Source organism: Tritonibacter aquimaris (genome assembly GCF_009617595.1).
Taxonomy (GTDB): domain Bacteria; phylum Pseudomonadota; class Alphaproteobacteria; order Rhodobacterales; family Rhodobacteraceae; genus Epibacterium; species Epibacterium aquimaris.
In genome coordinates this window covers 442,637-461,971 of sequence record NZ_WIXK01000002.1, presented here as the reverse complement: position 1 = coordinate 461,971, position 19,335 = coordinate 442,637, and the positions used below count along the sequence as shown (strand labels likewise).

Annotated in this window: 25 protein-coding genes; 12 read left to right on the top strand and 13 right to left on the bottom strand. The window is 57.7% G+C overall.

Annotation, left to right across the window (positions count from 1 at the left end; genetic code table 11):
- Nucleotides 1-137: 137 nt before the first annotated feature.
- The 6 genes from GG681_RS05815 to GG681_RS05790 form a co-directional block, all read right to left on the bottom strand.
- Complete coding sequence (locus GG681_RS05815; RefSeq protein WP_153546012.1) at nt 138-701, bottom strand: F0F1 ATP synthase subunit B; 564 nt, start codon at nt 699-701, stop codon at nt 138-140.
- Between the two features lie 4 nt (nt 702-705).
- Complete coding sequence (locus GG681_RS05810) at nt 706-1,269, bottom strand: F0F1 ATP synthase subunit B' (protein WP_153546010.1); 564 nt, start codon at nt 1,267-1,269, stop codon at nt 706-708.
- Nucleotides 1,270-1,356: 87 nt separating this feature from the next.
- Nucleotides 1,357-1,581, bottom strand: a complete 225-nt coding sequence (locus tag GG681_RS05805; protein WP_008562443.1) for a F0F1 ATP synthase subunit C — start codon at nt 1,579-1,581, stop codon at nt 1,357-1,359.
- A gap of 63 nt (nt 1,582-1,644) precedes the next feature.
- On the bottom strand, nt 1,645-2,448 hold the full coding sequence (locus GG681_RS05800; RefSeq protein WP_153546007.1) for a F0F1 ATP synthase subunit A: 804 nt from the start codon (nt 2,446-2,448) through the stop codon (nt 1,645-1,647).
- A 27-nt stretch (nt 2,449-2,475) separates the two neighbouring features.
- On the bottom strand, nt 2,476-2,823 hold the full coding sequence (locus tag GG681_RS05795) for an AtpZ/AtpI family protein (RefSeq protein ID WP_153546169.1): 348 nt from the start codon (nt 2,821-2,823) through the stop codon (nt 2,476-2,478).
- Between the two features lie 211 nt (nt 2,824-3,034).
- Nucleotides 3,035-3,922, bottom strand: a complete 888-nt coding sequence (locus GG681_RS05790; RefSeq protein ID WP_153546005.1) for a DMT family transporter — start codon at nt 3,920-3,922, stop codon at nt 3,035-3,037.
- An 83-nt stretch (nt 3,923-4,005) separates the two neighbouring features.
- Between GG681_RS05790 and GG681_RS05785 the strand changes: the two genes are divergently transcribed.
- Nucleotides 4,006-4,356, top strand: a complete 351-nt coding sequence (locus GG681_RS05785; RefSeq protein WP_153546003.1) for an ArsR/SmtB family transcription factor — start codon at nt 4,006-4,008, stop codon at nt 4,354-4,356.
- Here GG681_RS05785 and GG681_RS05780 read toward each other — a convergent pair.
- The 5 genes from GG681_RS05780 to GG681_RS05760 form a co-directional block, all read right to left on the bottom strand.
- A complete protein-coding gene (locus GG681_RS05780) occupies nt 4,353-5,255 on the bottom strand; it encodes a DMT family transporter (RefSeq protein WP_153546001.1) in 903 nt (300 codons plus the stop codon). The two genes, GG681_RS05785 and GG681_RS05780, sit on opposite strands and share 4 nt — an antisense overlap.
- Nucleotides 5,246-6,121 (bottom strand): LysR family transcriptional regulator, encoded by an 876-nt coding sequence (locus tag GG681_RS05775; RefSeq protein WP_153546167.1) that lies wholly within the window; start codon nt 6,119-6,121, stop codon nt 5,246-5,248. Before GG681_RS05775 ends, GG681_RS05780 begins: the two co-directional genes overlap by 10 nt.
- Before the next feature lie 124 nt (nt 6,122-6,245).
- Nucleotides 6,246-6,773 (bottom strand): prolyl-tRNA synthetase associated domain-containing protein, encoded by a 528-nt coding sequence (locus GG681_RS05770; protein ID WP_153545999.1) that lies wholly within the window; start codon nt 6,771-6,773, stop codon nt 6,246-6,248.
- A gap of 78 nt (nt 6,774-6,851) precedes the next feature.
- Nucleotides 6,852-8,744 (bottom strand): elongation factor G, encoded by a 1,893-nt coding sequence (locus tag GG681_RS05765; RefSeq protein ID WP_153545997.1) that lies wholly within the window; start codon nt 8,742-8,744, stop codon nt 6,852-6,854.
- A 232-nt stretch (nt 8,745-8,976) separates the two neighbouring features.
- Nucleotides 8,977-9,948 (bottom strand): SRPBCC family protein, encoded by a 972-nt coding sequence (locus GG681_RS05760; RefSeq protein WP_235899737.1) that lies wholly within the window; start codon nt 9,946-9,948, stop codon nt 8,977-8,979.
- Nucleotides 9,949-10,372: 424 nt separating this feature from the next.
- On the opposite strand from GG681_RS05760, the gene ffh reads away from it, so the two are divergent.
- The 10 genes from ffh (at nt 10,373) to rimM (ending at nt 16,398) form a co-directional block, all read left to right on the top strand.
- Entirely contained in the window at nt 10,373-11,896 is a 1,524-nt protein-coding gene (gene ffh, locus GG681_RS05755) for a signal recognition particle protein (protein WP_153545995.1), read from the top strand.
- Entirely contained in the window at nt 11,897-12,409 is a 513-nt protein-coding gene (locus GG681_RS05750; RefSeq protein ID WP_153545993.1) for a GNAT family N-acetyltransferase, read from the top strand.
- Nucleotides 12,406-12,936, top strand: coding sequence for a GNAT family N-acetyltransferase (locus tag GG681_RS05745; protein ID WP_153545992.1), 531 nt, complete (start codon nt 12,406-12,408; stop codon nt 12,934-12,936). Before GG681_RS05750 ends, GG681_RS05745 begins: the two co-directional genes overlap by 4 nt.
- Complete coding sequence (locus tag GG681_RS05740; protein ID WP_153545990.1) at nt 12,933-13,451, top strand: GNAT family N-acetyltransferase; 519 nt, start codon at nt 12,933-12,935, stop codon at nt 13,449-13,451. The genes GG681_RS05745 and GG681_RS05740 overlap by 4 nt, the downstream gene beginning before the upstream one ends.
- Nucleotides 13,448-14,050: a GNAT family N-acetyltransferase gene (locus GG681_RS05735; protein ID WP_153545988.1), complete on the top strand. Its 603-nt coding sequence runs from the start codon at nt 13,448-13,450 to the stop codon at nt 14,048-14,050. The genes GG681_RS05740 and GG681_RS05735 overlap by 4 nt, the downstream gene beginning before the upstream one ends.
- The gene (locus GG681_RS05730; RefSeq protein WP_235899736.1) at nt 14,043-14,351 is read left to right on the top strand and encodes a chorismate mutase; all 309 of its coding nucleotides are present in this window, start codon (nt 14,043-14,045) and stop codon (nt 14,349-14,351) included. Before GG681_RS05735 ends, GG681_RS05730 begins: the two co-directional genes overlap by 8 nt.
- 372 nt (nt 14,352-14,723) lie before the next feature.
- Nucleotides 14,724-15,098: a 30S ribosomal protein S16 gene (gene rpsP / locus GG681_RS05725; RefSeq protein WP_153545984.1), complete on the top strand. Its 375-nt coding sequence runs from the start codon at nt 14,724-14,726 to the stop codon at nt 15,096-15,098.
- A gap of 4 nt (nt 15,099-15,102) precedes the next feature.
- Nucleotides 15,103-15,747 (top strand): 5,6-dimethylbenzimidazole synthase, encoded by a 645-nt coding sequence (bluB, locus tag GG681_RS05720; RefSeq protein WP_153545982.1) that lies wholly within the window; start codon nt 15,103-15,105, stop codon nt 15,745-15,747.
- Nucleotides 15,744-15,890, top strand: coding sequence for a hypothetical protein (locus GG681_RS17670; protein WP_194287141.1), 147 nt, complete (start codon nt 15,744-15,746; stop codon nt 15,888-15,890). Before bluB ends, GG681_RS17670 begins: the two co-directional genes overlap by 4 nt.
- Nucleotides 15,891-15,894: 4 nt before the next feature.
- Complete coding sequence (gene rimM / locus GG681_RS05715; RefSeq protein WP_153545980.1) at nt 15,895-16,398, top strand: ribosome maturation factor RimM; 504 nt, start codon at nt 15,895-15,897, stop codon at nt 16,396-16,398.
- Here the strand turns inward: rimM and GG681_RS05710 are convergent, their stop codons facing one another.
- Nucleotides 16,399-17,442 carry a phosphotransferase family protein gene (locus GG681_RS05710; RefSeq protein WP_153545978.1) on the bottom strand — a complete coding sequence of 348 codons (1,044 nt, stop codon included), beginning with the start codon at nt 17,440-17,442 and terminating at the stop codon, nt 16,399-16,401. It abuts the gene before it with no gap.
- A 51-nt stretch (nt 17,443-17,493) separates the two neighbouring features.
- On the opposite strand from GG681_RS05710, the gene trmD reads away from it, so the two are divergent.
- Nucleotides 17,494-18,294: a tRNA (guanosine(37)-N1)-methyltransferase TrmD gene (trmD, locus tag GG681_RS05705; RefSeq protein ID WP_153545976.1), complete on the top strand. Its 801-nt coding sequence runs from the start codon at nt 17,494-17,496 to the stop codon at nt 18,292-18,294.
- Nucleotides 18,295-18,414: 120 nt separating this feature from the next.
- Here the strand turns inward: trmD and GG681_RS05700 are convergent, their stop codons facing one another.
- Entirely contained in the window at nt 18,415-19,104 is a 690-nt protein-coding gene (locus GG681_RS05700) for an FMN-dependent NADH-azoreductase (RefSeq protein ID WP_153545974.1), read from the bottom strand.
- Between the last annotated feature and the right edge of the window lie 231 nt (nt 19,105-19,335).

Below are 19,335 nucleotides of genomic sequence, written 5' to 3'. Positions count from 1 at the left end.
TAGTTACCTTGTAGGTTCTTCCATACCAGTCAGATATTAATTGTCTCGTTAACAAGCGCTCTTGTCGTAAAAAATTCACATAGACGCAAAAAAACCCAGCGCAAAGGCCGGGTTTAATTACATCGTTTTAGCTGCGCTTAGTGCAGTTTTGCTTCAACGTCAGCAATGGCTGAGTCAATCAGCTTGTTGGCTTCAGCAGCCGACAGCTGTTTGGAGATCACATCATCTGCGGCTTTAACAGCCACGTCGATGGCGCGATCACGTACTGCTTTCACAGCCGAAGCTTCTGCAGATGCGATCTGCTCTTCAGCAGCCGCCAGACGGCGGGCAATCGAGGTCTTCAGATCTGCTTTAGCCTGTTCAGCAGCAGCAGTTGCTTCTTCGCGTGCGGTTGCAACAATGCGCTCCGCCTGCTCGCTGACTTCCTTTTGCTTGCGCTCATAGGAGGCCAGGATAGTCTGAGCTTCTTCACGCAGGGCGCGCGCCTCGTCCAGCTCCTTGCGGATGCCTTCAGCACGATCGTCCAGCTGTTTGCCCAGCAGGCTTGGCACTTTGACAAAAAGCAGAATGCCAACGAACAGAAGGAAGGCCAGCAGAACAACAAAATCGGTGTTGTCCAGTGCCAGGAATTTGCCGCCAGAGGCCGCGAGGGCCGGGCTTGCGGCACCCAGGGTCAGGGCAAGTGCAAATACTGTGCGCATGTCCTTATCCTTTCATCCGTTCAGCAACCGAAGCTGCAATTGCATCTGCGTCTGCTTTGCCGCCAAGAGCAGCAACCAGTTCGCCAGCGGTGTCGGCAGCAACGGTTTGAACCGCTTCCAGCGCACCAGCTTGGATCTCAGCAATCGCTTTTTCAGATTCTGCCGCTTTGTCAGAAATCTCAGCGTCTGCTTTCTCGATGGCTGCGTCCAGATCCTTCTGGATGGCTGCGCGGGTCTCTGCAGCAATACGCTGCGCTTCACCACGTGCATCCGCCAGAGCTTTGTTATAGGCGTCTTCCGCCTCAACTGCTTTGGCTTTCAGGTCCTCGGCCGCGGCCAGGTCATTCGTAATGGTACCCTGACGCTCGGACAGCACCGCAGCAATGCGAGGCAGCGCGATACGCGACAGGATGAAGTAGATCACGACAAGAGTGACCAGGAGCCAGAAGATCTGGTTACCATAGGTCGAGAAGTCCAGCTGCGGCATACCGCCGGAGCCATGCGCCGCGTCGGCGGCGTGGGCTGCATCTGCAGCACCGTGACCTGCGTCATGCGAGTTTGATGCCATGTCGTCCTCCTAAGGAACTTGCCGTTACACCGGGCAGTATGGGGCTGCCACACCGCCCGGCCGTAAGGAAAAAGGTTCCTAAGGTTCTTAGACGGCGAACATCAGCAGCAGAGCAACCAGGAACGAGAAGATGCCCAGAGCTTCTGCAAATGCGATACCGATGAAGAGGGTTGCAGTCTGCGATGCAGCTGCAGAAGGGTTGCGCAGTGCGCCTGCCAGGAAGTTAGCTGCTACGTTGCCAACACCCAGTGCAGCAATACCAGTACCCATGCCAGCCAGACCAGCGCCGATGTGTGCGAGTTCGCCTTCCATTGTGAAATCTCCTTACGATTGGAAGTTACGGATTTAGAGTTCGGACCTTAGAGCAGCCGTCGCTTAGTGCGACGGGTGCAGCGCGTCTTTCAGGTACACGCAGGTCAGAATGGTGAATACGTATGCCTGGATAAAGGCTACGAGAACTTCGAGCGCATAGAACGCGCTGATGGCGAAGATCGGCAGGAAGGAGAACAGACCCAGACCTGCGGCAAACCCCGCGAAAACTTTCAGAACTGCGTGGCCCGCCATGATGTTACCTGCAAGACGAATGCACAGGCTCACGGGGCGTACGAAGTAGGAAATCACTTCGATCAGGGCCAGTACCGGACGCAGCGGCAGCGGCGCGGAAGAGACCCAGAAAAGTGACAGGAATTTCGCACCGTGCATGACAAAACCAATCACAGTCACGGTCACGAACACCAGTACCGCCAGCATGCCGGTGACGGCAAAATGCGATGTGGTGGTAAAGGACATCGGAATGAGGCCAAGGAAGTTGGCGGTCACGATGAACATGAACAGGGTCATGATGTAGGGGAAGAAGCGAACCGCGTCCTTACCTGCAACATCTTCAACCATCTTGTAGATAAAGCCATACGCCAGTTCAGCAATCGACTGAGCACGCGAAGGGACAACCGCGCGGCCCGAAGAGCCGAGAACCAGCAGAGCAAAGATCGAAACGATCGCGATAACCATCCACAGGGTCACGTTTGTTGGGGTCATCAGACCAACGTGATCGCCGCCAAACAGCGATTTGACCTCGAACTGGTCAACCGGATGAATTGCCAGGCCCGCATGCTCAGGAGCAAAGAGCAGCCCCGAAAGTACGACTGCAGCGAGCGCTACATAAAAGAAAATCTTGCCCATCGTCCCGTGTCTCCTGTCGCCGGGGGATCAATCCCGGTCTTGCGTCTCTTTTTCGTTGGCCTCTTCGGCCAGTTTCGTCTCCTGGATCTCATGGGCGCTGCGGATCATCACTTTGACCCCGGCCACCAGACCCAGCAATGTAAAGGTCACCAGAAAGATTGGGATTGTCCCAAACAGGCTATCAAGCCCAAATCCGACGCCAAAGCCGATAACCAAACCGGCCACAAGTTCCGTCACCATCCGCCAGGCCTGATTGGCCATGCTATAGTGTTCATCCACGCGCGGCTTGGGCTCTTGAGCCTTACGCGCCTCGCTCAATCGCGCCTCCAGCTGCGCCAAACGCTGCCTTTGGTCGTCATCAATCACGGGTGCCATCCTCACGCGAATTCTGCTGTGGTTGCTAAGGGGTGAACACGTCAGAGTCAACGACGCAGGCAGACTAATTTAACACCATTAAAATTCACATATTTCAATGGCTTATGCCGACGTCAGGGATTCGCATTCAGGCTCATCCAGCTGTTAGCGCCTGCCAAATTGGCGAAAAGCTATATTCAACCATTTGGTTGATCTTGCATTTCGCCACCCGTTACGCCTTTTGCAGGCGAGCCCGAAACAGACGACCATCAATCAACAGCAAACCAAACAGGATCAAGCCAAAGCCCATTGCATGCGACCAGCCCAAAGGTTCACGCAGGATAAAGCTGCCGAAAAACAGCGCCGAGGCCGGGGCGATCATAGTGGGCAGGGTGATATTGGTGGGGCCAACTTTGGGCAACACCCAGTAAAACACAATAAAGGCCGCCGCTGTCAGCACAAAGCCGATGAACACAAAAGAGCCAAGCGCCTGCACCGACAGGCTTTGGGGAACGCCTTCAAGCACCAACACCAATGGCAGCTGACACAGAAAACCACCCAAAAGCGCCCAGGCCACCATGGCGACCCGGTCGATACCCAAGAACATGCGGCTCAGATTAACGGAAAACGCATAACACACCGGTGCGCCCATGGTGATGATCACCGCCCAGACCGCAGTGCCCTGCCCCTGCTGCAACAACGGCAACGACAGCACCACAATACCCATTACCCCACAAAGAACCCCCATGGTTTTGAACGTGGTCGCGCGCTCGCCACCGGGCCAGAAATGCGACACCACCACAGCAAATGCTGGCGTTGTGGCATTCACGATTCCCGCAACACCGCTGGCAATATGCTGCTGGCCCAGCGCGTAAAACGTAAACGGTGCCGCATAGCTCAGCGCGCCAAATGCTGCGAGCGCCAGCGCCATTTTCACCGGCAACCGACCAGAGCGCCCACTGGCCACCAGATAGATCCAGCAGCCCAGCGCGCCAAAACCCACCCGACCAGCGGCAATGGTAAACGGGCCAAACTCACGCAACAGGATGGCGTTGAACATAAAAGACATGCCCCAGCCCACGCCCAGTATGATGATGATCAACCAATATCGCAGCGCCATATCCGCCTCCTGTTCGTTGCAATGCTTATCTGCTTCTTATGCGGGATTGTCGATCCGAAGCTTGCGGTTTACATGTGTCCCTCATGAGCGACACTCTCGACACCGTCTTTGCAGCCCTCGCCGACCCCACTCGGCGCGCGATCCTGTCCATGCTGCTCGAAGATGACATGGCCGTCACAGATGTGGCTGAGCCGTTTGATATGTCGCTTGCTGCGGTTTCCAAACATCTGACGATCCTGACCCGTGCAGGGCTCATCGCGCAGGAAAAACGCGGCCGGGTGAAATGGTGCAAACTGCAACCCGATGCGCTGCGCGCGGCCTCTGTCTGGATGCAGGGGTTTGGCCAGTTTGAACCGGTCAATCTGGATGATTTTGAACGCTTCCTTGAAACCGAACTTGGCGACGATGCAACTGCGGACATCACCCCCGGCTAATCCAACCGCGCATCATCGTTTTGCAACAACATCAGCAGCGCAAGCCCCGATAGCACCGGCCCAAGGATGACAATCCCACTGGGCGGCGCAATGCCAAAGCCCAGATCCCACAGAATGACCCAGCTTGGCACCAGATAGCTATAGGCCATCACCTTGGCCGAAGGCAGGCGCAACACCGCAAACTGCAGCAATACAAAGGTTACAGCGCTGGCAAACACCGCCAGATAGGCGATCGAGCCCCAGACCTTCAGCCCCAGCGCGGTCCAGTCGATGCTGCGAATGTCCCCCCAGCCAAATGCCGTCAGGGCCAACGCGCCCGCAATCAGCACACCAAAGGTGAAACTGGCCGCCGTTTCGCCCCAGTTCAGCTTGCGCATCAACGGCGTGTAGATGGCATGCACCACGCAGCCGATGAAAAACACTGCCTCGCCCTGCCCAACCTGAAACGACAGCAACAGATCAAATTCGCCGCGAAAAATCACAATGATCGCGCCCAGCGCCCCAACCACCAGCGCCACCGCCATACGCACAGTGGTCACCTGCCGCAGGATCAACCAGCCAAACCCCGCCGTCAGCATCGGGATCAGCGTATATACAGCCGAGGTTGAAATCGCGCTGGCGTGCTCCAAGCCGTAAAACATCAAAATGAAGTAGCCGCCAAAGATGCTCCCCAGCACTACAAAACGCCAGGGCGCGCGAAAGCTTTGCGCCTGAAACCCGGTGGTGGTGGCAACCAGCAACCCCACAATCACCGCAGCCCCGGCAAAGCGCAGCGCGTTGAGCGCGGCCGCGTCAACTTCACCGGCGATCTGCCCCCCGACCGAGAACGAGCCCCCAACCAAGCCAGAGACCAGCAGCATTGCCCCATGCCCCTGCCACTCAGCGCGGCTCAGCCCCATGTTTTGGCTTCGTTTTTCAAAAACGTCAGGAAGGTCTGCACCTTAGAGGTACGGTGCAGATCCACATGGGTCACAAGCCACAGCGGGGCCTGCCATTCATCGCGTGGCTCAAGCACCTGTACCAGATCGGGGTATTTATCCGCATCCCAGCAGGCGGCAAAACCAATACCTGCGCCAGAAAGAATACCATGCAGGATCGAATTCATGCTGCTCACCCGGAACTTACGGGTGCCTTCAGGGGCGTATTCGCGCATCCAACGCGAAAACGGCGCTTTGGAAATGGTATCATCGTCACAGACAAAACGGTGCTTTGCCATGTCTTCAACGCCGGTAAAGGGACCATGTTCCGCCAGATAGTCACGGTGGGCATAAAGCGCAAAGCGCTGTTTGCGAAACGGCTGCACCACATTGTCAGGCTGATCCGGCACCGCACCGGCGCGGATCGCAACATGGGCCTCGCCATATTCCAGCCGGAACAGGCGCGCACCGGTCAGAAACCGAATGGTCAGGCTGGGATGTTCTTCCTGAAACCGGGCCAACAGCGGCACCAGCACACTCGACATGCTTTCAACCGAAGTGACCACCAATTCGCCAGATACATCATCGCCCTGGCCTTTCAGCCGCCCAACCAGCTGGTTGAGCTGATCATCGGTGGCCTGCGCCACCCGCAGCAGATCCTGACCCGCTTCTGTTGGTGTATAGCCACGGGCATGACGTTGAAACAATTTCACCCCAAGCCGCGTTTCGATTGCATCGATATGGCGGATCACCGTGGCGTGGTGCACACCAAGCACCTCGGCAGCGCCGCTGACTGTCCCCAGCCGCGCCACCTGATAGGCGGTACGCACCTCATCCCAATTGTCCATGATCAAACCTCGCGACACTCATACGCCTGCGTTCTTCAACGAAGGTGTATTTTTGCAGCGACTATAAGGTTTAAGCGCGCTGCCGCAATCGCAACGTGAACCAGGGAGTTCACCAAAGCCGCATTTAGATCCAGCTGAGCGTACAGCCAATGCGATCAAGGAAACGCATCAGATCCGCGCGCGCCATTGCAACGGTGCGATCATTCACCAGCGGATGCATATAGATCACATCCGCCTCTTGCGCCGCCTGATCAAGATAAAAGCTCACGCCTTTCTCAACCCCGTTGATCATCGCCAGCGGGCTCACCGCGCCGGGGCGAATACCAAGGTTCTCCAACAGACGATCCGCCGATCCAAAGCTGAGATTGCCAAGCCCCAGTTCCGCCGCCAGCGCCTTTAGATCCACCTCGCGATCCTGTTCCAGCGTCAGCAGGTGATTGCGCTTCTTGCGATCACGCAGATAGAAGTTTTTGATCCGAAACGCTTTTTCGCCTGGCTGGGTCAGATCAGCCTCGACCTGTTTGGCATCTTCAACCGTGCGCAGCGGCACATGTTCATGCAGCACATAGGGCAATTCCCACGCCTGAAGCTGCGCCAAAAGCGCGTCTGAGCTGGTGGGCAGGCTATCTTGATAAAGCGATGAAGCATCCATGGGCGGGACTTTCGTACATGTGTTTGCCCCGCCCTACATCGCTGACCACATCGCTGGCAAGTTCACAGGCGGCGTTTCTCAGCGCCCATGCGCCTCCTCATAGTGATCAAAGCCGCTGTCAAACCAGGCGGTGCCCCGTGTGGCGCTGGCCAGGGCGCTGCACAGCTCATCCTGCGCTGCCATCGGCAGAAGCGTTTCAAACAGATCCCAACCGGCTACGCCATCCTCAGATTCAAAGCCCAGGATCTGCCCTTTCATACCACTGACCACCGGCACCAACGCCCCGGAAAACACCGAAGGCACATGGATCGCCACCTTTACAATCGGCTGCAGCAATACAACGCCCGCCTCTGCAAGGGCCTCGCGCATGGCGTTTTTACCAGCCGTACGAAAGGCAAAATCAGAACTATCGACTGAGTGGTGTTTGCCATCTTTCAAGGTGATCGCCACATCCACAATGGGATGTCCGTTCAACCCCTGCTGCAACGCCTCGCGTGCGCCGACCTCCACCGCGGGGATATAGTTTTTTGGCACTGCACCGCCTTTGACACATTCCTCAAAACTCACCCCGTTGCCCCGAGGCATTGGTTTGATCTGCATCACCACATCGGCGAACTGGCCCGCGCCGCCGGATTGTTTGCGATGGCGGTGATGGATTTCAACCGGCTTGGTGATGGTTTCGCGCAGCGCGGGCGGCACGTTTTCCGCCTCGACCTCAATGCCAAATTCATCCTGCAACGATCCCATCACCCGGCGCAAATGCTGCGGCCCCTGCAGGTTCAGCATCGTTTGCCCCGTGGCCTCATCCTGCGCCACCTGCATCGCAGGATCGACCTCCCCCAGCCGCACCAGTGCCGCCGACAGCCGGGTTTCATCACGGCGGTGCATTGGGGTGATCAGGCGACGATAGGTGGCCGGGCGGGGCTGCGCCCAATCCGGCAATGCCCGCGCCCCATCGCGCAGATAGGCGTAGCCCATATTGAGATGATCCGATTTCACCACTTTGCCCAGATCACCCGACATCAACGTGCCATTGCCGCCGCGCGCAACCATCGACAGGCCGCCCAGCGCTTCACCCGCCACCGCGCTGCCGCTGCTGCAGGGCGCACCCATCGCGCGCAACACCACCGATTTGCCCAGATGTTTGACCGATTGCGCCAGACAGCCCACCGCCACCACATTGCCATTGGGCGAAATGCGCTCCAGCGTCTGTTCCACCGATGGCGCCTCATGGCGCAAAGATTTCATCAGCCGCATCACCCCGTTGCACTGTTCAGCCATGCCTAAAAACACCGGAATCACGTCACTATGCTGCAACAGTTTGCGCGCCACATCATAGGCGTCAGCGGCCAGGATTTCATGATCTTCAACCAGCTCTTCCAACAGCGCATCATCAAAATCCGCCATCACTTCCAACAGATCTGCCCGCGCTGCCTGTTCGCGCGCCTGCATCTCTGTCGGCACTTTCACCAGGGCGGATGGTTTGCCATCCTGATACTGCCAGGCGCGTTCTGAAATCAGATCCACCGCGCCAACAACCTGCCCCTCACGGCGCATCGGCACCTGACGCAGCACCAGATTATGGGCGCAATAGGTCTGCAAGCCGCTTAGAATATCAGCCACCCGTTCCCGCGCCTGATCCATCCGGTTGATGAATAAAAACACTGGCAGTCCGGCCTCTTCGACCTTGCGCAGATAGGGCGCGGCCAAAACCGCCTGATTGGGATCTGATGGCACACAGACCACCGCCGCATCGCTTGCTGCCAATGCGGGCCCCGCCTGCGCCAGGTTTTCTGCACCGCCTGTCACCTCAAGTGCGGCCCAGTCTTCCTCCATGAAAGAAAAAGGCTGCAAGGTCACAACACCCGCAGCCTCTTGTTTTTGTCCAGCGTCCCCGTCCAGACCTGCCATGGCCCGAACAAGGGTCGTCTTCCCCGCCTGAGACGGGCCCATTACCGTAAATACGCGCATATGCTATGGTGCCTCCTGTTGCTCACTCCCATGCTGATAGGAGGACGCACTGGTCCAAACACCTTGCCTGACGGGTCTTCTGCCCCGGCCCGGGGGCTGTGGGTCAACGCGGCTATTGTCGCGCTTAGACAGCCGGGCCCTATCTGCCATGTTACGCGCAACCCGCCCGGTCTCGTCAAGGGCCAAGCCTGCACCCCACACATCAACGCCGCTCGTTTTCGGCGCAAAAAGGCTACAGCGCTTCGACGCGCGCCTTGACCAAGCCGAGCACCACCTCATGAAAGTCCTCAATGAAGAAATGGTGCCAGAACGTTGCATAAAACCCCAAACCGGAATGATCCCAGGTCCGGGTTGTTAGGGTCAAACGGGTCTGCTGGCCCAGATCCTGCAACACGTAACCACCCGAGAGCACATCAAAATACTGCCCCCCAACGCGCACATGCGGGTCTTCGATCCGCTCCGAGACCCAGCCTTCGGGAAATTCGAACTCCCAGGCAATCTTCTGGTTCTCAACCACCTCAACAATACGTTCCTGAAAATGCACTTCAGGCCCCCAATGGGAATGCCGCACAACCGCCCCATCAGCACCGATGACCCAACGCGCCTCGGTCGGTTTGGGCACACCCAAAAGATGCGAAAACCGTGTGGCAACTTCTTCCGGGCGAATATCAGGAATCGATTTCAGCATGCCAAACACCACCTCAGGCGGCGCCGCGATCACCACATGATTTGAAATCGAATGGACCTTGGGATCCAGGCTTTTCAACCCACCATCCAGCGCCATCAAAGCAAGCAGCGGCATAACAACAACCAGCTTTGCCCCGCCGCGTTTCGCGTCTTTCATGCGCAGATACAAAACATAGATCATCCCCCCCAACAGCGTGCCAAACAACAAGGGGGCAACGGCCATCACAATGCAAAGCAACCCTTCAAGCCCAAACACATAAGCGCCAATAATCGACAAGATCATTATCCCGAACATATAGGCAATGACCCCCAACAGGGTCTGCGCTTGCCCCTTTGGGCGCAGCTTCAAAATGACAAAGCTCGCGACAATCGGAAATCCAAGCAGAAACGTCGCTCCAATGGTCTCCATCCCCACCGAAAGCGCCATGAAATAAACCGCAAGCAAACCACCCGCCAAAACAAATGACGGCCACAAGGCCTGAAAAGCAAAACGGCAAAAGCCCCAAAATCTCTGCATAGTTTCAAACGTCCAAATTCAAAAATCTTCGCCCTGCGGTGCGGCGCAAACCCAAAAATCGGGGCCTTCGCTGATAAGGCGTCGGGCGCTCACCCCATATCGATCAGTAAAACAGCCTAACCTATGCGCAGGCCGCGCCCGCTATCACTACACAATTCCGCGACACAGATGAACGCGTGGCTGGCTCCTTCGCTTGACTCTGACACGTAAAACCCGTACCCCGCCCCTAACTATCCGGGAGTCTGTTGAGTCTTCCGGTCCCAGGCTTTCGCCAGGGATCGCCCCCCACCAGCGTGTTACGCCCGTGGGGGCGCTTGTGCTTGGCGCGTTATCATGGCGCATCTGGGTGCTGGCGATTGCGTCTGATCCATCCGCTCCCTACATTTGGGGGCACAACAAAGAACCGGCAAAGGAGGCCGCGGGCATGTTTGAAAATCTATCCGAACGCCTATCCAGCGTCTTCGATCGGCTGACGAAACAGGGCGCCCTTTCTGAGGATGACGTCAAAACCGCCCTGCGCGAAGTCCGCGTTGCCCTGCTTGAGGCTGACGTCTCGCTGCCGGTTGCACGCGAATTTATCAAAAAGGTGCAGGAACAGGCCACCGGCCAGGCCGTCACCAAATCCATCACCCCCGGTCAGCAAGTTGTTAAAATCGTGCATGACGCGCTGGTGGATACGCTGCGCGGTGCCGATGATCCCGGCGCACTAAAAATCGACAACCCGCCTGCCCCGATCCTGATGGTGGGTCTGCAGGGTTCTGGTAAAACCACCACCACCGGTAAGCTCGCCAAACGCCTGAAAGAAAAAGAAGGCAAAAAGGTCCTGATGGCCTCGCTCGACATCTATCGCCCGGCGGCGATGGATCAGCTGGCGGTGCTTGGCACCCAGATCGGCGTCGACACATTGCCGATTGTTCAGGGCCAAAAACCGGTTGATATCGCCAAACGCGCCAAACAGCAGGCCATGCTGGGTGGCTATGACGTTTACATGCTCGACACTGCCGGTCGTCTGCACATCGACGAAGTGCTGATGGATGAGGTCGAACAGGTCCGCAACGCGGTTGAGCCACGCGAAACCCTTCTGGTGGTCGACGGGCTCACCGGTCAGGTTGCGGTTGAAGTGGCCGAAGAATTTGACGCCAAGGTTGGCATCTCCGGCGTGGTTCTGACCCGTATGGATGGTGACGGCCGTGGTGGTGCGGCGCTGTCGATGCGTGCAGTCACCGGTAAGCCGATCCGCTTTGTTGGTCTCGGCGAGAAGATGGACGCCATTGAAACCTTTGAGCCCGACCGTATTGCCGGCCGGATCCTCGGCATGGGTGACATTGTTGCCCTGGTGGAAAAGGCGCAGGAAACCATCGAGGCTGAAAAAGCCGAAAAGATGATGAAGCGCATGATGAAAGGTCATTTCAATATGAATGACCTGCGCATGCAGCTGGAACAGATGCAGCAGATGGGCGGCATGCAGGGCATGATGCAGATGATGCCTGGCATGGGTAAAATGGCCAAACAGGTCGATGAAGCGGGCTTTGACGACAACGTCATCAAACGCCAGATCGCGCTCATCCACTCCATGACCAAAAAAGAACGCGCCAACCCCGCGCTGTTGCAGGCAAGCCGCAAGAAACGCATCGCAGCCGGTGCGGGCATGCAGGTCGCGGATCTGAACAAACTGCTGAAAATGCACCGCCAGATGTCGGACGTCATGAAAAAGATGTCCAAAATGGGCAAGGGCAAGATGATGAAGCAGGCCATGAAGGGCATGCTCGGCGGCAAAGGTGGCATGCCTGATATGGGTGGCATGGATCCCAGCCAAATGGACCCCAAAGCGCTCGAAGCAGCCGCCAAAGCAATGGGCGGCAAAGGCGGTCTCCCCGGTGGTCTGCCCGGCCTCGGCGGCGGCATGGGCCTGCCCGGCGGTCTCGCTGGATTTGGAAAGAAAAAGTAAGTGATTCAGGCTCCCGCCATCATAACCACTGCACGGCTGACGTTGCGCAAGCCTCAGGCCGGGGACCTCCCCGCCTATGAGGCCTATTGTGCATCAGACCGCGCGCGGTTTGTGGGCGGGCCTTTTAATGCGGTCAGCGCGTTCAACAAATTCGCCGCAATCATCGGCCATTGGACACTGCGCGGGTTCGGTCGTTATGTGATCGAACATGGCGGCGCGCCCATTGGTCATGTTGGCCCGATGGCGATGGATCGCAATGAGCCCCCAGAAATGACCTGGACTCTCTGGTCTGATGAGGCCGAAGGTCAGGGCTTTGCTCTGGAGGCTGCGCGGGCCGTAGCCCAGCACTTCCTCATTGATGCGCATTGGCCTGAGTTCATCATTCGCATCGAGGCGGAAAACCGCAAATCACGTGCATTGGCCGAAGGTTTGGGGGCAAATCTCTCTGATGCGGCTGCCCCTGAATGGCTGCCAAATGCAGTAACTTACATGCTGCGTGAGGTCTCCGAATGACCACCGCGCCCACCATAGAAACCCAGCGCCTGCGACTGCGCCATCACGTGATGACGGATGTCACCGCGATGGCGCCCCATTTCGCATCCGACTGGGCGCAGTATATGGGTGGGCCTATCAGCCATGACGAACTGTTTCGCTGGATCGCCGCGGAAACCATCAGTTGGGACTGGCTGGGCTTTGGCTCCTGGGCGGTTGAACTGCGTGACAGTGGTGAACTGATCGGCCAGGTCGGCATCAACAAGCCGCCACGTTTCCCCGAAATCGAACTGGGCTGGACCATCTTCCCCCCCCATGAGGGCAAGGGCTACGCCTTTGAAGCGGCTGAGGCCGCGCGCGACTGGGGTTTTGAAACCCTCGGCCTGCAAACCCTCGTCAGCTATATCGATCCCGAAAACGCGCGTTCCATTGCGCTGGCAAAACGCCTTGGCGCTGAACTGGATTCGAATGCGCAGGGCGAAGACCCCGAAGATCTGGTCTACCGCCATTTCCCCGCCACGGATGGATCGGTGGAGGCCTACGCATGAAGCTGATGATCCCCACAGTGGAAACCGATCGCCTTATCCTGCGCGCGCCGCAGGAATCTGATTTTGACGCCCACGCGGAATTCATGGCCTCTGATCGGGCCAAATTCATCGGTGGGCCGCAGGATCGCTTTCAGGCCTGGCGTGGCTTCACCAGCACCATCGGCCATTGGGCTATCCGGGGCTATGGCATGTGGCTGGTTGCGGATAAATCCGATGGCACCCCGCTGGGGCGCGTGGGCCATATCTATCACGAAAGCTGGGATGAGCCGGAACTGGGCTGGCATGTTTACCGTGCCGCCGAAGGCAAAGGCATCGCCTTTGAAGCCGCCTCAGCTGCGCGCGCCTATGGGGCTGCACATCTTGGTCTTGATGGGGTGATCTCATATATCGACCCAGACAACACCCGCTCTGCCGCATTGGCTCAGCGCCTGGGCGCAACCCATGAACGTGACCGGGAGTTTTTTGAAAAACCCTGCCAGATCTGGCGGCATCCAAAACAGGGGGTGGCGCAATGACAACCACCATCCCGACCCTGGAAACCAAACGCCTGATCCTGCGCGGCCCCACCGCCGAGGGCTATCCGAATTTTGAGGCCACATTTGCCTCATATCGGTCGCGTTTTATGGGTGGCCCGCTCAACCCGTATGAAAGCTGGATGCTGTTTGCCGCCGAAATCGGCCATTGGCAGGTGCGTGGTTTTGGCATGTGGATGATCCACGACAAGGCTACAGATGAAACCTACGGCATGGCCGGTGGCTGGCAGCCCGCAGGCTGGCCCGAAGCGGAAATCGCCTGGATCATCTGGCCCGGCGCCGCAGGTAAGGGCTACGCGCTGGAAGCCACCCATGCCGCACGGGATTATTTCTACAAATCCCAAGGCTGGAACACCGCTGTCAGCTATCTCGACCCTAAAAACCTCGATTCAATCCGCCTCGCGGAACGGCTCGGCGCGGTGAAAGACCATGACGCCGCCACCGTTGATGGCAATGACGCGGTTTACCGTCACCCCAGCCCGGCTGAACTCAACAACAGCCAGCTGGCACATGGCATCGAAATGGAAATCGGCCATTACGCCGACCCGCTGTTCAAACCAAAAGGATGGGCTCTTGACTAATCCTGCACCCACAGATGTGGCCCGCGCAGCGGAGCTGCTGAAAGAATATCGTGAAAGCATCGACCGGCTGGACGCCATTTTGGTGTACACTCTGGGCGAGCGGTTCAAACACACACAGGCCGTGGGCAAGCTGAAGGCAGAACATGATCTGCCCCCCTCTGACCCTGCGCGTGAGGAAAAACAAATCGCCCGGCTCGAAGATCTGGCAAAACGCGCCGATCTGAACCCGGAGTTTGCCAAAAACTTCCTCAACTTCATCATTGCTGAAGTCATTCAGCACCACAAAAAACATCAGGAATAAAATGTTGCAACCGCACCCCCATTCCTTTGCAGCCGTGCCGTCTTTGGCCGCGGCACAGACCGCGACAGCCCTGTCGCGCGCTGTTTGCATGGCGGGCTGCGGTGGTGACATTTGGAAGTTGGACCACACCAACGGGGCCTCCCCCCAAGGTGTTGTCGAATTTCGTGGTTTGGGAGAGATCACCGCAATTTCCCAGCTTTCCACATATGGGGACATGCATCACGCATCCCTCATGCTGCGCCCAAAGGAAGCCCGCTTCCCCAAGGCCTGCGGTGAGGCAGACACTGCCACAAACCCAAAACACAAAACTCAAGAAAACAGCTTGTCGGCTACGCGCCTATAAGTTGTAATATGCCTAAGGAGAACGAAACAATGGCAATGAAAATCCGTCTGGCCCGTGGTGGCTCCAAAAAACGCCCCTTCTACCGCGTTGTTGCTGCTGACAGCCGCATGCCGCGTGACGGCCGTTTCATCGAGAAGCTGGGCACCTACAACCCGCTCCTGCCGAAAGACAGCGAAGAGCGCGTGAAACTGGACCTGGAACGCATCAAATACTGGATGGACCAGGGCGCACAGCCAACCGATCGTGTATCCCGCTTCCTCGAAGCTGCTGGTGTTGTTGCCAAAAAAGAGCGCAACAACCCTGAAAAAGCGGTTCCTGGCAAGAAAGCACAAGAGCGCGCAGAAGAAAAAGCAGCTAAAGCCGCAGAAGCAGCTGAAGCCACCGAAGAAGCAGCAGCGGAGTAATCACATGGATCTGCGGGAGAGGACTGAGTTTACAGACGACTTCCGCAGCCAGCTGGAGCTGTTGATGCTGCTCCGGCGTGATGTTCGCCGTTTTCTTACGGATCCAATTGATGAGGCAGCGTTTTTGCGCTGCCTCAACACGTTTCAAATGGCCCCATCCGTGGGGCTCAGCGAACCCTGGCGCGTAATCCGGGTGCAAAGCGCCCCCGCCCGCGCAGCCGCCCTCAAGAATTTTCAATCCGCCAATGACGAGGCGCTGTCTGGCTACAGCGGTGAAAAGGCTGCGCTTTATGCCGGTCTGAAACTCTCCGGCATGCAAAACGCGCCCGAGCAGATTGCGGTCTATTGCGATGATGGCACCCAGCAGGGCAGCGGTCTTGGTGCCAAAACCATGCCTGAGATGCGCCGCTATTCCGTGGTCACTGCGATCACCCTGTTCTGGTTGGCGCTGCGCGCCGAAGGGCTGGGTCTGGGCTGGGTTTCCATTTTGGACCCCGAACAGATGAACCGCGATCTCGACGTGCCCGAAGACTGGAAACTCATCGGGTATTTCTGCATTGGCTATCCCGAACGCGTTGCACTCACCCCTGAATTGCAACAGGTCGGCTGGGAAGAACGCCTGGGCGAGCTACCGATCGAAATCCGATGATCTTTTTCCGTATGTTCCGCCTGATCATCCTGATTGGGGTGGCCTTTGTTGCAGGCATCCTGTTTGAACGTTATCACCAACGCGACCTATGTAACCAAAGCGGCGGCCAATGGGGCCCTGCGGGCTATTGTGTTGGGAAATAAAACGATGAGCGATCTGATCTGTGTGGGCGCGGTGGCTGGCTCCTTTGGGGTACGCGGTGAAATCCGTATCAAAAGCTTCTGCACCATCCCCGAAGAGATCTTCGACTACTCCCCGCTTTCCAGCGAAGATGGCAGCCAGAGCTATACGCTCACCCTGAGCCGCGCGATCAAAAACGGCTTTTCCGCCCGCATCAGCGGTGTAGAAACCAAAGAAGACGCGGATGCCATCAAAGGCCTGCGCCTGTTCATTGAACGCGCGCGCATGCCCAAACTGCCCGATGATGAATACTACCATACTGATCTCATCGGGCTTGAAGTCTACGACACCGGCGGCGCGCTTTTGGGCACCGTCAAAGCCGTCTTGAACCACGGTGCCAGCGATCTGCTGGAACTGCAGGGCCCGGGGCTGAAAACCACCGTGCTCCTGCCCTTTACCCTGGCGGCAGTGCCCACCGTAGATCTGGACCAGGGCCGCATTATCGCAGATCCCCCCGAAGGGCTGTTCTGATCAATCTGGGTCATCCACTTCATGCGCGATCAGCCAGTTGAACGCGCGCAAAAGCCCCTTTTCCTTCGCCTGTTCGGCTGTTGGGAATGCCTCATCTGGCTCCGGCAAGGCTTGCCATTGCCGCCAGATCCTTAGGGCAAAGCAGAACTGAAACACCGGATCATTTTGCAGATCCACGCCATAGCCGCGCGAAAACGCGTCCCAGTCTTCTGCGGCCACCGCCCCCAGCCCTTCTTCTGTGCCACGCGGGGCCAGATGATCCGGGCAATTCTGCAGCCACATGCGCGCAATGTCGTGATAGGGCATACGTGCGTGGGTGTTGTTGAAATCGATGAATGAAATCTGCTCGTCAGAGATCAGCACATTGTACATGTGCAAATCCCCATGCTCCAAAGCGCTCTGATAGCTCAGCCCCCGCGCGCGCCGTCCCGCCCGATGCAGATAAGCACTAAGCCCTAGAAACTTTGGCTGCCTGCGGATCTCGCAGGATTGGCTGCGCAGATCTTCCGCCTTGGCCCGGACCTGATCCAGATGCACCCGGGGCCAGAACTGCTGCTCCTCAAATCCCGACGCCTGATGCAGCTGATACAGCGCCGCGCCCACCCGCTCCACCACTTTGGCACGGTTGCCCAAGCCAAGATCACAATAGGTCAGCTCCTGATGCATGGTGGTGCCCGGGCACAGCTCCATCAGCACAATGGCCTCGCTCTCATGCTGCCACAGGATTTCGGGCACCATAACGCCCGCTGCCGCCTTCAGCGCTTCGGCATCACGCCGCATCCGCTTCAGCACCCGCTGCTCACGCGCGGCACGCACACCGCTGAACTCTGCGCGCAACACATAGCGGCGCTGATCGGGCAAGCTCACCAACAAGACACAACGCTGATGATCGGCAAACAGGTTCACCCCAAGGCGCTGAAATTTTACCCCCTCCACCGGCAGCTCAAGATCGCGGGCAATGCCTGGCCAATAGGTTTGGGTGGTGGCCTGAACCTCTTCCCAGGGGCTCAATGGCGCAGAATCAGGAGAAACGTCCGTACTCACAAATCAAAGCTTTCTATTGCGCATGCGCCGGTTTGAATTAAACAGCATGCCATGACCTCACCAAATAAATCCCACGGTCGCAAGACCATTCGCCCCACTTTGAAACCGCGAGAGCTGATCACGCCAACGCCGGATCTGGTGGGCGTGTGGAAAGCCAAGGTGATGACATTGTTTCCCACAGCCTTTCCCGGTGTGCTGGGTGAAAGCCTGACCGGTAAAGCCTTACAACAAGGTTTATGGCAGCTCGAAACCACCGATCTGCGCCAGTTTGGGGTGGGAAAACACCGCAATGTCGATGACACCCCCGCAGGCGGCGGTGCGGGCATGGTGCTGCGCCCGGATGTTTTGGGCAATGCGATTGAACACACAATGGCGGGCACCAGCGGCAACTGGCCGCTGATCTACCTGTCGCCGCGCGGCCGTCGCATGGATCAGGCGATGATGCAGAACCTGGCGCGCTGTGATGGCATCACCCTGCTTTGTGGCCGCTTTGAAGGCGTCGATGAACGGGTGCTTGAACATTACGGCATCCAAGAAGTCTCGCTGGGCGATTTTGTCATGACCGGCGGCGAACTGGCCGCGCAGGCGCTGATTGACGCCACCGTGCGTCTTATTCCCGGTGTTTTGGGCAATCAGGCCTCAACCGAGGAAGAAAGCTTTTCCTCAGGTCTTTTGGAACACCCGCAATACACCCGCCCCGCCAGCTGGAAGGGCCGCGACATCCCTGATGTTTTGATGTCGGGCCACCACGGCAATGTGGAAAAATGGCGCCGCGAGATGAGTGAGCGAATCACCCAGGAACGCCGCCCGGATCTGTGGCAGGCCCATGAGGCCAAGACCTCAAAAGGGTAGCCCCCTCACACCACCCACCGCGCGTGCGGTGCCGATAAAAAACGCGCGCGCGGTGCCAATAAAAAAGATCAGGCCGGTTTCCCCGCCTGATCTGTGCTCTTTTACCGGGTTTTAGTCTTCTTATTGGCGCGCAAGCGCAGCAGAGCGCGCCGCAGCCGCGTTCTGATCCCCAGCCTGATCCGCAGTCATCAACGATGGCTGGAACCGGACAACTTCAATGTCGGTGACACCCACAAGCTCAAGCCACCACCGCAGATAGGCCGAGTGGTAATCATCGCCGTATTTTGGATCCGCGCCCGGCGCATAAACACCCGCAGTGTAAAACACCCGCGCGCGTTTTTCCTGCAGCAGCCCGCCATAGCCGCTCTCTGGTGTAAAACCAAAGGTCAGACCCGGCTGGGTGATAATGTCGATATATTGCTTCAGACGGTAGGGAATGCCGCCATTCCACATCGGCACCGACAGCACATATTCATCAGCTTCGGTGAAACGCTGGGTGATTGCCACGATCTGATCCCAGGCGCTCTGGCGCTGGCCATCCATTTCGCCGACGCCAAAAAACGTCATCTTGGCAGCAGCTTTATCACCATCAAACTCTGGCAGGTCTTCGTCCCACAGGTTCAGCACATCCACCACAACATTGGGGTTTTCTGCCTTTGCCGCTTGCAGATAGGCCTCGGCCAGCTTGGACGATTGCGAATCCGCACCACGCGGCGACGCCACAATATGCAGGATCTTTTTTACATCAGCCTTGGTGGCCACAGTTGGCGCCGCTTCGCGTTTGCCAAACAGGAAGTTGAAAAATTTCATTCTAGTCTCCGCAGGATCTGGGTTGGCGCAACGCGGCCCCAACAAGAAAGCTCTCAAATTGCAGAAAGGCCGTCACACCCACCTTCCCGGTCAAAACAGCAACCACACGCGCCTCAAATTGGCGCGCTGCAGGTCACAACCGCCCCATTTGGGCGGCCAGCGTGCGGCTTTGACCAAGATGCGGAGCTGCTCCGCCATCTTTGTTTGCACGCACAAGTAACCCACTAAGGC

Bases quoted from the DNA above. Each gene is read 5' to 3' on its own strand.
- GG681_RS05735 (WP_153545988.1), top strand. From the start codon at position 13,448: ATGACAACCACCATCCCGACCCTGGAAACCAAACGCCTGATCCTGCGC.
- GG681_RS05775 (WP_153546167.1), bottom strand. From the start codon at position 6,121: ATGGACAATTGGGATGAGGTGCGTACCGCCTATCAGGTGGCGCGGCTG.
- ffh (WP_153545995.1), top strand. From the start codon at position 10,373: ATGTTTGAAAATCTATCCGAACGCCTATCCAGCGTCTTCGATCGGCTG.
- trmD (WP_153545976.1), top strand. From the start codon at position 17,494: ATGACCTCACCAAATAAATCCCACGGTCGCAAGACCATTCGCCCCACT.
- GG681_RS05795 (WP_153546169.1), bottom strand. From the start codon at position 2,823: ATGGCACCCGTGATTGATGACGACCAAAGGCAGCGTTTGGCGCAGCTG.
- GG681_RS05760 (WP_235899737.1), bottom strand. From the start codon at position 9,948: ATGCAGAGATTTTGGGGCTTTTGCCGTTTTGCTTTTCAGGCCTTGTGG.
- GG681_RS05770 (WP_153545999.1), bottom strand. From the start codon at position 6,773: ATGGATGCTTCATCGCTTTATCAAGATAGCCTGCCCACCAGCTCAGAC.
- GG681_RS05740 (WP_153545990.1), top strand. From the start codon at position 12,933: ATGAAGCTGATGATCCCCACAGTGGAAACCGATCGCCTTATCCTGCGC.
- GG681_RS05810 (WP_153546010.1), bottom strand. From the start codon at position 1,269: ATGGCATCAAACTCGCATGACGCAGGTCACGGTGCTGCAGATGCAGCC.
- GG681_RS05815 (WP_153546012.1), bottom strand. From the start codon at position 701: ATGCGCACAGTATTTGCACTTGCCCTGACCCTGGGTGCCGCAAGCCCG.
- GG681_RS17670 (WP_194287141.1), top strand. From the start codon at position 15,744: ATGATCTTTTTCCGTATGTTCCGCCTGATCATCCTGATTGGGGTGGCC.
- GG681_RS05700 (WP_153545974.1), bottom strand. From the start codon at position 19,104: ATGAAATTTTTCAACTTCCTGTTTGGCAAACGCGAAGCGGCGCCAACT.
- rpsP (WP_153545984.1), top strand. From the start codon at position 14,724: ATGGCAATGAAAATCCGTCTGGCCCGTGGTGGCTCCAAAAAACGCCCC.
- GG681_RS05805 (WP_008562443.1), bottom strand. From the start codon at position 1,581: ATGGAAGGCGAACTCGCACACATCGGCGCTGGTCTGGCTGGCATGGGT.
- GG681_RS05780 (WP_153546001.1), bottom strand. From the start codon at position 5,255: ATGGGGCTGAGCCGCGCTGAGTGGCAGGGGCATGGGGCAATGCTGCTG.
- GG681_RS05790 (WP_153546005.1), bottom strand. From the start codon at position 3,922: ATGGCGCTGCGATATTGGTTGATCATCATCATACTGGGCGTGGGCTGG.
- GG681_RS05765 (WP_153545997.1), bottom strand. From the start codon at position 8,744: ATGCGCGTATTTACGGTAATGGGCCCGTCTCAGGCGGGGAAGACGACC.
- GG681_RS05745 (WP_153545992.1), top strand. From the start codon at position 12,406: ATGACCACCGCGCCCACCATAGAAACCCAGCGCCTGCGACTGCGCCAT.
- rimM (WP_153545980.1), top strand. From the start codon at position 15,895: ATGAGCGATCTGATCTGTGTGGGCGCGGTGGCTGGCTCCTTTGGGGTA.
- GG681_RS05785 (WP_153546003.1), top strand. From the start codon at position 4,006: ATGAGCGACACTCTCGACACCGTCTTTGCAGCCCTCGCCGACCCCACT.
- GG681_RS05800 (WP_153546007.1), bottom strand. From the start codon at position 2,448: ATGGGCAAGATTTTCTTTTATGTAGCGCTCGCTGCAGTCGTACTTTCG.
- bluB (WP_153545982.1), top strand. From the start codon at position 15,103: ATGGATCTGCGGGAGAGGACTGAGTTTACAGACGACTTCCGCAGCCAG.